The 9,747-nt window shown below is 54.3% G+C and carries 7 protein-coding genes and 5 tRNA genes; 1 reads left to right on the forward strand and 11 read right to left on the reverse strand.

Going from position 1 to position 9,747, the window contains the following annotated elements:
* Positions 1 to 35: 35 nt before the first annotated feature.
* The 4 genes from ACTQ1N_RS09420 to ACTQ1N_RS09435 form a co-directional block, all read right to left on the reverse strand.
* Positions 36 to 632 carry a guanylate kinase gene (locus ACTQ1N_RS09420; protein WP_441956509.1) on the reverse strand — a complete coding sequence of 199 codons (597 nt, stop codon included), beginning with the start codon at positions 630 to 632 and terminating at the stop codon, positions 36 to 38.
* Complete coding sequence (locus ACTQ1N_RS09425) at positions 629 to 2,221, reverse strand: aminotransferase class I/II-fold pyridoxal phosphate-dependent enzyme (RefSeq protein ID WP_441956510.1); 1,593 nt, start codon at positions 2,219 to 2,221, stop codon at positions 629 to 631. Before ACTQ1N_RS09425 ends, ACTQ1N_RS09420 begins: the two co-directional genes overlap by 4 nt.
* Positions 2,222 to 2,321: 100 nt before the next feature.
* Positions 2,322 to 3,128 carry a TatD family hydrolase gene (locus ACTQ1N_RS09430; RefSeq protein ID WP_441956511.1) on the reverse strand — a complete coding sequence of 269 codons (807 nt, stop codon included), beginning with the start codon at positions 3,126 to 3,128 and terminating at the stop codon, positions 2,322 to 2,324.
* A gap of 223 nt (positions 3,129 to 3,351) precedes the next feature.
* Positions 3,352 to 4,389, reverse strand: coding sequence for a DUF4428 domain-containing protein (locus ACTQ1N_RS09435; RefSeq protein WP_441956512.1), 1,038 nt, complete (start codon positions 4,387 to 4,389; stop codon positions 3,352 to 3,354).
* Positions 4,390 to 5,084: 695 nt separating this feature from the next.
* On the opposite strand from ACTQ1N_RS09435, the gene ACTQ1N_RS09440 reads away from it, so the two are divergent.
* Positions 5,085 to 6,071, forward strand: coding sequence for a Gfo/Idh/MocA family protein (locus ACTQ1N_RS09440; RefSeq protein WP_441956513.1), 987 nt, complete (start codon positions 5,085 to 5,087; stop codon positions 6,069 to 6,071).
* A 132-nt stretch (positions 6,072 to 6,203) separates the two neighbouring features.
* Here the strand turns inward: ACTQ1N_RS09440 and ACTQ1N_RS09445 are convergent, their stop codons facing one another.
* The 7 genes from ACTQ1N_RS09445 to ACTQ1N_RS09475 form a co-directional block, all read right to left on the reverse strand.
* Complete coding sequence (locus ACTQ1N_RS09445; protein ID WP_441956514.1) at positions 6,204 to 7,286, reverse strand: D-alanine--D-alanine ligase family protein; 1,083 nt, start codon at positions 7,284 to 7,286, stop codon at positions 6,204 to 6,206.
* Between the two features lie 161 nt (positions 7,287 to 7,447).
* Entirely contained in the window at positions 7,448 to 8,836 is a 1,389-nt protein-coding gene (locus tag ACTQ1N_RS09450; protein ID WP_441956515.1) for an MATE family efflux transporter, read from the reverse strand.
* 204 nt (positions 8,837 to 9,040) lie between these two features.
* Positions 9,041 to 9,113 (reverse strand) — tRNA-Phe (locus ACTQ1N_RS09455).
* 6 nt (positions 9,114 to 9,119) lie between these two features.
* Positions 9,120 to 9,193: transfer RNA gene (locus ACTQ1N_RS09460), tRNA-Met, on the reverse strand.
* A 41-nt stretch (positions 9,194 to 9,234) separates the two neighbouring features.
* A tRNA-Tyr gene (locus tag ACTQ1N_RS09465) sits at positions 9,235 to 9,316 on the reverse strand.
* A 72-nt stretch (positions 9,317 to 9,388) separates the two neighbouring features.
* Positions 9,389 to 9,461 (reverse strand) — tRNA-Thr (locus tag ACTQ1N_RS09470).
* A 47-nt stretch (positions 9,462 to 9,508) separates the two neighbouring features.
* Positions 9,509 to 9,582, reverse strand: a tRNA-Asp gene (locus ACTQ1N_RS09475).
* Positions 9,583 to 9,747 lie beyond the last annotated feature (165 nt).

Consider the following 9,747-nt stretch of genomic DNA (forward strand, 5'->3'; position numbering starts at 1 on the left):
AACTGCCCGGACAATACAATCTGGCTGTTAGGCGCTCACCCCTCCGCCTGGCACGCCCTGATGTACGCTGCAATCTCCGCGATGCAGACGCTTCGATCTTCGTCATTCTGAAAACGTCTTTCAATCCCTGCCCGCCGCAGATTCTCCTCCGAGAAATCCGCCTGATCTGCCAGAAAGCGCCTGCACATCTCCTCATACCGGCGGTTTCCGGGCTTGCGCTCCCGTTTCAGGGCACGCTCAAGCCTGCGTCCGTCATCCACCTGGATATACAGCGGAATCACCTGCTTTTCCCCGAAATAATCGCGAAGCCGAACATAGGACTGAAGCGTCCCGATCCCGATCACGTCCGTGTCCCCCTCTAAAATCCCGTCGTCGACCGTAAAGTACGTCCACAGACCGCACACCGTCTCGTATGTCCGCTCCTCGATCACCTTTCCGGCCTTCTCCAGCCGCCGCAGCGTCTCTCCATCGGTAAAATGATACTCCTGTCCTTCCATTTCCCCGGCACGGATCGGCCTGGTCGTATATGGAACAAGCGGGCGGAGATGAAGGCTTTCGTCCTTCAGCAGCTCCTCATAGACCGTGTCCTTGCCGGACGCACTCTTTCCGCACAGATAAAATAAATGTTTCATGGATGTAACGGCCTTTCCGGCTTTTCTCCCTCCTCCTGCTGAGCCACACACCAGATCGATCTCAGGCTGTAGTCATCCGCTCCTTCCACCGCGTACCCGTCCTCCATCAGGTTCCGGACACGCACCGGAAGATCATCCGGTATCCGCTCTCCCGGTGTAATCACCGGAATGCCCGGCGGGTACAGATACAGGTACTCACCGGACACCCGCCCGGCAGACTCCTCAAGCAAAACTCGCTCCTGGGCGCTGTCCTGCGCCTTTCTGATCGTCATGACCGCCTCCGGGCAGCTATCTGTTGTCGTACCGACCGCCATGGCCTCTTCTTCCTGCTCTCCGACACTGGCTGGCTTCTTTTTGTCCCCTTCCAGCATTTCCACCTTGCCTGCAGCCGGACGGATCCCGGCTGTGCTCCAGCTTCGGTCAATCTGATGCAGCGCTTCGCTCAGGCGCCGAAAGCCTTCCTCCTCGTCACCGATCGAGCTGAGCATCAGCACATAGGAACGGGACAGCATCTCCGGCTGAAGATGCCAGGTCTTCCGCAGCGCATCGTACAGCTCACCGGCTTTATGCCCGGCTGGCCTCAGCAGGATCTTCGACGGATCATCCGTCACGATACAGCTGATGGACGACAGATCCGCCGCCGCCCCGTAAAACCATCTGAGATTCTCCGCCAGCCTGTCGAACAATTCCCTTCCCCGGCTCTCCAGCATCCGGATGCACTGGTCGGTGCTGGCCATGAGTACATAGCTCGGGCTGCTCGTCTGGTAGATGTCGAGCATTTCCCGCAGTCTCCTGCGGGAAACCCGCTTTCCCTGCACATGAATCAGCGCTGTCTGTGTCAGCGACGGCAGCGTCTTGTGCACACTGTGGATCACAAGATCCGCCCCCAGCTTCACGGAGGACTCCGGGAAGATCTCATGCATGCCGAAATGGGCGCCATGCGCTTCATCAACGATCAGTGGAACCCCGTGCCGGTGCGCGATTCCGGCAATCGCCTGTACATCCGAAACGATTCCATCATATGTTGGCGATGTGATGTAGACCGCCTGGATCTGCGGATCTTCCGCAAGCGCCCGCTCCACCTCCGCCGGATCTGCAGGCTGCCCGCAGTCCAGATCTGTCAAACCGGAGGCCTGCACGCAGCCCGGCGCTGCGCTTCCAGAACTGGTTCTGTTTCCGCAGCCCCCGACCAGACGGATGCGCGACGCAGTCCCGCCGCACATTCCGGCAAGATAATGCGCTGTAAGCCCGCCGGCCGCGACCGCGTGATAGGCGGCCTTGTGGCTTGCCCGCATCATCAGCAGACGGCCTCCCGCAGTCGTGACCGCACCGATTGCACTGAGAATGCCCGCGGTACTTCCATTGACCAGGAAATGTGTCTCCTCCGCTCCATACAGCCTTGCGGCTCTCTTCTCCGCCTCCAGCAGAATCCCTTCCGCATGATGAAGATTGTCGAATCCATCGATCTCTGTGATGTCGAACGAGAACGGATCCTTCATCTGCCCGAGTCTCCGCTTGTGCCCCGGCATATGAAACGGGTACGCGTCCGACCCGCAGTAGCGCACCAGCTCGTCATATAAATATGGCATATCTGCCCCTCACTCTCAGATTCCTCCCTCCAGGCTGGCCTGGTCAGCCGCCATTCCAGCCCTGCAGCTGCCTGCTCCAGTCATTTGCAAAAAGGACCGGTCAGCTAAGTCTGTAGACATCCTTTGCGTTCTTAAGCAGCACCGCTGCACACGCCTCCTCATCCATCCCCCGGAGCGCTGCGATCTTTGCGATGACGTACCGGATATTCCGGGAGTCATTCCGGGTCCCGCGCACCGGCTCCGGCGCCATGTACGGACAGTCAGTCTCTGTCACAAGGCTCTCAAGCGGCAGCGTCTGCACAACCTCCTTCAGCACTCTTGCATTCTTGAAGGTCACGACGCCGCCGACGCCGATGTGATACCCCAGTTTCACATATGCCCGGGCCATCTCGACGCTCCCGGAATAGCAGTGGATAATCCCGCCGCTGAGGGTTCTGCCGGCTCTTGTATGATGCTTTACAATCACATCGAAGGTATCCTGCGCCGCCTCCCGGCTATGTACATTGATCGGCAGATTCAGCTCCGCCGCCAGGTGAAGCTGTGCCGCGAACCATGTCTTCTGAACGTCCTTCGGCTGCACCATCCAGTGGTAATCAAGGCCGATCTCTCCGACGCAGACCACCCTGGGCCGCCCGAGCAGAGTGCGAAGACGCGTCATCACAGAAGCTGCCTGACTGCTGCCCTCCTCCCCGAAGATGCCCACCTCATCCGGATGGATGCCGCAGCCTGCGTACACCTCTGCATAGCGCCCCGCCAGCTCCGCCGACTTTTCGGCCCCCTCAAGGGAAGCCCCCATATTTACAACAAACTCAACACCCTCGTCACGAAGACCTCCGCCAAGAAGACGCGCTCTGTCCACGTCAAAGGCTTCATCGTCGTAGTGTGCATGTGTATCACAGAATCTCATGTATCCGCTCTCTTACAGCTCCAGTTTCATATATCCGATGAAACCAGATGTCCTCAGAATACCCGCCCCTGGGCATCACCGTGCAATTGACATGATTCTACCACAATCAATCATTGATATGCTCGCAAAGAATGACGATGCCTTTTTTCAAAATAAGAACACCCCATGAACCGGCAGAAAATGCACGGCTATGGGGTGCGAGTCAGATTCATTATACATCAAATTACATCAGGTCTCTCTGCGTGATCGGGTCACCACACTCCGGACAGAAGGACGGAACCGGTGCCCCTGGCTGAGAAGTCCAGCCGCACTTATCACAGCGGACGACAGCTCCGTATGCGCCGCCCTGGCCACCATACGCGCCACTCGGCTGGCCATATGCGCCGCCCGGATTCTGGACACCGTACATGCCATTTGGCTGGCCATATGCGCCGCCCGGGTTCTGGACGCCGTACATCCCATTTGGCTGGCCATATGCGCCGCCCGGGTTCTGGACGCCGTACATCCCATTTGGCTGGCCGTATGCGCCGCCCGGATTCTGGGCACCGTACATCCCATTTGGCTGGCCATATGCGCCGCCCGGAACTCCTCCATAGCCGCCTGCTGCCGGATTTCCATAAGCCGCCTGACTGCCCGGATATCCCGCCCCGGCTGCTCCGAAGCCTCCGGTCAGCAAAGCGACAATCTCATTGCCCGCCTGCTCCATCGCCATCATATCCCCACGCTCGTGGTCCTTCACAGAGAACAGATTCATCTGGAAATCCATATTGTCAAACCATGGCGAATTAACCGAGATGTGCATCACATAATCATACGAATACTTATAGTGCGGCGGGACATAGCTCTTCATGTTTCCATCGCTGTCCTCGTACTTCTCCTCGTCCCGGTCTTCCTTCACCTCGAGCCTGCAGCCTGTCACCTGCGACAGGCTCACAATATCGGGATTCTCCTGCTCATCCAGCTTCGATGCAACCGTGAACTGTCCCTTTCCCATATCCACGAATACATGATACCTGTCTGTCGCGACATCCCGTGTCACCTGAAATGCCCGGACCGCCTCTTTGTTCATCTCACGGTAGTCCAGCTGCCGGCGGATATCCTCCACCGTACTCTGCCTCCGTTCCTTAAACCACGGGGACAGCTTCTTCGCACAGTTCTTGCAGAGATTGCCATCGGCCAGCTTTCTGTTTCCAAGAAGTCCGATCTCGCCTCCGCAGATGCTGCACTCCTTTTTTTCAAACATTTTTCCAAAAAGTCCCATACTGTTCTCCTTACAAACGTATGATAGTGGTCATGTGATAAATCAAGTATAATTTAGCATTCTTTCTGAATCAAGCGTTTTGTACATAGTGTTGTATGTATACCATGGGTAAATTTAATATATTTTGTAAACACTTCTTAGCCTAATAAAAAAGCGAAGGAATAAAAAGCGAAGTTCACATAAACACCACAGATGCGTCATAAGTTCTTCACAGGACAGCATTATCTTATAAACATCAGATGAAACAAAAGAAACACTCTTTCATCTGTTCCATATACAGGCAACACAAGCAACAACTTTTCATACTCCCTCCCAGAAAAGCCAGCCGACCGGCTGGCTTTTCGATTGTCCTGAAGTACCCGGGCCCGGGGCTTTCATCTCCACACCAGGCTGGCTTATCATTCCAACACATAACCGATTCAACGCTGCCAATACATGGCTGATTCAGTGCTGTCAATGCATGACCGATTCAATGCTGTCAACACATGGCTGACTCAGCACTTGGATTCCTGCTTCCATCCTGATATACTTGTTTTATCATGTTTCGCAGAAAAGATCCGGAGCTCTGAGTGTTCCAAGGTTCAGCCGCAGTGCTTCTGAACCGCATCGAGATTCAGTGGCCCCTTTCGGCCGCGGCTGCGTCTCAACACAGGCCGGATGACATAACATCCCAACGGTAACAGGAGGAAAAAACCATGCTTCGTTTTGCGATTCTCGGAGCGGGCAGCATTGCCCGCACAATGGCAGATACAGTCAATGGAATGAAGGGAGAGATCGAACCCTATGCGATCGCGGCGCGCGACAAAGACCGCGCAGAAGCGTTCCGTAAGCAGTACGGGTTTGCCGTCTCATACGGCAGCTATGAAGAAATGCTCGCCGACCCGAAGGTCGATCTGGTCTATATTGCGGTTCCCCACTCGCACCATCATCAGTGGACGCTCGCGGCGCTGAACGCCGGAAAGAACGTCCTGTGTGAAAAGTCATTTGCGGCCAATGAAGCGCAGGCTCGGGAGATGATCGAACTGGCAGAGAAAAAACATCTCCTCCTGACCGAAGCCATCTGGACCCGGTATCAGCCGTCCAGGAAGATCATCGACGACGCGGTCAAAGGCGGCATCATCGGTGAGGTACACACCGTTTCTGCGAACCTTGGCTACCCGATCTCCCAGGTGGAGCGTATGCAGCGTCCGGAACTCGCCGGCGGGAGCCTGCTGGATCTGTCGGTCTATGTCCTGAATTTTGCCTCGATGGTGCTCGGCGACAGCATCCGGAAGCTCACTGCCACCTGCGTGAAGACAGACACCGGGGTGGATGGGCAGGATACTTTCTGCCTTGAATATGAGAATGGCGCCATGGCAAGTCTCTTCACAACGATGTATGTCCCGACCAACCGGATGGGGCTGATCTGCGGCGAAAAGGGCTTTATCGAGGTCGAGAACATCAACAACCCTCAGAAGATCACCGCTTTCCGGCAGGAAGGCTATGGAAAAACGGAAATCGCCAGCTGGAACGTCCCGAAGCAGATCACTGGGTACGAATACGAGGTGCGCGCATCCATAAAGGCAATTGAGGAAGGGCGGATCGAATGCCCTCAGATGCCTCACAGCGAGACGCTCGAGATCATGCGTCAGATGGATGAAGCCAGAAAACAGTTCGGCATCGTCTTTCCATTTGAGCGGTGAGCCGGGTTGCTGTCCGTGCTTCATCCATCCTAAAAGAAAAACCGTCAGTCTGCAATTCCCCTTCCGGGACGTCAGACTGGCGGTTTTTATTCGGCCGCTATTCATCTGGATAACGATTCGGCTTGTCTTGTTTCAATATGTATTTTTCGGATGTCTTGTATACGCGGTATCAATCAATGCCTGAATCAGCTCCTTCTTGCTGACCCCCTGCGCTTCCCAGAGCATCGGATACATGGAGATCGCCGTGAATCCCGGCAGTGTGTTCAGTTCATTGAAAACCGGGCCTTCCTTCGTCAGGAAAAAGTCAACTCTGGCCAGAGAATAGCCGTCAACCGCCTCAAAAACGGCAACCGCCGCTTTCCGGATCAGTTCACGGTCCTTCTCATCCATCTCCGGATTCGTGTCTGTCTCTGACTGTGGATTGTTATACTTTGCGTCATAATCGTAAAAATCAGCTGCGGCCAGAATCTCCCCGACGCCGGATGCCTTCACATTGCCGTCCTTGTCACGGAAAACAGCACACTCCACTTCTCTTCCGACGATGGTCTCCTCAATCAATACCTTCTGATCTACCGTAAATGCCTTGCGGATTCCATCGATCAACTCCTGCCTGTCGTGCGCTTTCGTGACCCCGCAGCTCGACCCTGCATTCGACGGTTTGATAAACACAGGATAGGAGAACTTCGCCTCCACGCGGGCTGCATTATCCTCCATATCCTCAAGCTGTTTCCCGACCACACTGACATAGTCTGCCTGGCGGACACCGATTGAGCGAAGCGGCGCCTCCGCAATGATTTTTGTATAAAGCTTGTCCATCGACACCGCAGACGCCAGAACGCCGCAGCCGACGTACGGAATACGGCTCAGCTCAAAGAGTCCCTGAATCGTTCCGTCCTCCCCATTTTTTCCATGAAGAGCTGGAAAGATCACATCCACCTTCCGGAAGGACATCCTCCCTTCCTCATCTGTGACCAGGAGCGACTGCAGCTTCCCGTCCGGAAGCAGAACCGCATGAACCTTCGAATCATACCAGCTTCCATCCTCGACCGATTTCAGCGAATCTGCCAGCAGCCATTCCCCTTCTTTCGTGATGCCAGCCAGGATCACATCGTACTTCTCCGTATCGATGTTCCCGACAATATTGACAACCGATTTACAGGAAATCTCGTGTTCCGTTGAGCGGCCCCCGAAAACCGCCAGAAGTGTCTGTTTCATGTTCCTTCTCCCCTTGTTCTATATCGATATCGTCTGCTCAATCTGCCGATTGTCTGCCGTGACGCGGCAGCTTTGTCCGTTTTCATCCTGATTGCCTCATGCTTCGTCAAGACCGCGCGGCTTTCTTATCATATCACATATAACTGCAGTTGAAACCTCTGTCAGATCGCAGAGCTGCTGACAATCTTCCGGTTGAGCCATTTCATGCTCAGATAGCGATGCAGGAAAATGATTCCCCGCAGAGTCCAGTCTACAGCCATTCCGATCCACACCGCAATCGGACCGACATGAAAAACGCGAATCAGAACAACGGCCAGAATAACTCTCGCCGTCCACATCGTGATGCTTGACGTGATCATTGAAAAACGAACGTCGCCGGCTGCCCGCAGACCATACGCAGGGATGAACGCCGGTACCCATATAATCGGTTTCACAATGCTGATAAAGATCATCATCTGAAAGCACATCTTTCCGGCAGCCGGCTCAAGCCCTGCCAGGTAAATCACCGGCTTCGTGAGAACAAGAACTACCAGAACGCTCAGGACCACGGCGAGGTAGGCCAGCTTCGTCAGCCTGACAATGTAGTATTTTGCCTCTTCCCTCCGCCCTGCGCCGATGGTCTGCCCTACAACCGTCATCAGGCCGATTCCGATTCCGATCGCGGCAATCCCATTCAGACTCTCAAGAAGAATCGTCAAAGCCTGTGCTGCGATCGCTGTTGTTCCCAGAAGCGAAACCGAAGACTGAATGACCAGCTTTCCGAACTGAAACATCCCGTTTTCGATTCCGGCCGGCACACTGATCGACATAACATCCCGGATGGCAGACCACTTCGGTTTGACACAGTATCTCCGAAGGACGATCTGCTGGCGATCCTTCCGGAGCATGACGAGCAGAATAGCTGCATTCAGGATCCTGGAACCCAACGTTGCATACGCTGCCCCAGCCACGCCAAGGTTCAGACCAAAGATGAGAATCGCATTTCCTCCAATATTAGCTCCGTTACACAACGCTGCAATCAGCATCGGAAAGCGGCTCTCCCCGCCGGCACGATAGAACGCGGCCCCGCAGTTTGACAGCGCGATAAAGGGATAAGAAATCGCTGTGATCAGAAAGTAAATGAGCGAGTTCCGCATCACATCAGGCTCTACTGAGCCAAAGACCAGACGAAGCAGCGGTACTCGGAGTACGACACATACAGCTGTCAGCGCAGCCGACAGCACGATGTTCGTCAGCACGATCTGCTCTGCGGAACGGTTTGCGCGCTCTCTGTCCTGCCTTCCGATATAGAAGGAGCAGATGATGGTTCCGCCGGCTGCCAGCGCCTCAAACACCTGAATCACCAGCACATTGATTGCGTCGACCAGAGAAACAGCGGAGATGGCTGCGCTTCCGCATCGAGCGACCATGACTGTATCCATCATGCCCATCAGCGTGTTGAGCAGCTGCTCAGCCATCAGCGGGATCAGGAGACGGCGCAGCGCCTGCCTGTCAAACAAAAGATTAGCAAAATCAATTTTCGACTTGTCGTAGAACTGCAGTCTCCTCATCTCTGTCTCCCTTCTCCCTCAGAATCGCTCAGAGACTTCCCTCTCCTCCGTTATAACATCATCAGCCCGCATGATGTAAAGATATCGGCCGCAAATAGAGGACTTGCTCCTTTTCCTGCTGTGTTTTGCATGAGTTGTTGCATGAGTAGGGCAGAAAAAAACTCTGAAACCCGCATAAATACGGCATTTCAGAGCAAAAAAATATGCCCAGAGCAGGAATCGAACCGGCGACATAAGGATTTTCAGTCCTCCGCTCTACCAACTGAGCTATCTGGGCATATAGTTGCGGGGGAAGGATTTGAACCTACGACCTCCGGGTTATGAGCCCGACGAGCTTCCAGACTGCTCTACCCCGCGTTATAAAATTTTAGAGATCAGAGAGCATATTCTGATCTGAATGGATGGCGGTGGATTCGAACCACCGAAGCAATTTGCAGCAGATTTACAGTCTGTCCCCTTTGGCCACTCGGGAAGCCATCCATATTCGCTGAATGTATTCAGCATCTTTTATTCTACATGATGATTTCAAAGAAATCAACAGAAGAATAAGAAAGCCGATGATCGGACTCGAACCGATAACCTGCTGATTACAAATCAGCTGCTCTGCCAATTGAGCCACATCGGCGTATTACGGACCGCATCATCGATCATACGATGAATTCGATGGGAAAACGACCCAGACCGGGTTCGAACCGGTGACCTCCGCCGTGACAGGGCGGCGCTCTAACCAACTGAGCCACTGGGCCTTATACCTTGAAAACCGCACACAAAATCGTTACCCTGACATTTCCCTTTTTCTTTCCGTTTTCCAAACTCACTTACCATTGTGCCTTTTGGATAAGCCTGCGACCGATTAGTAACAGTCAGCTCCATACATTACTGTACTTCCACCTCTGTCCTATCTACCTCAT

This window comes from Porcincola sp. LCP21S3_C12, assembly GCF_052118625.1.
GTDB lineage: Bacteria > Bacillota > Clostridia > Lachnospirales > Lachnospiraceae > Porcincola.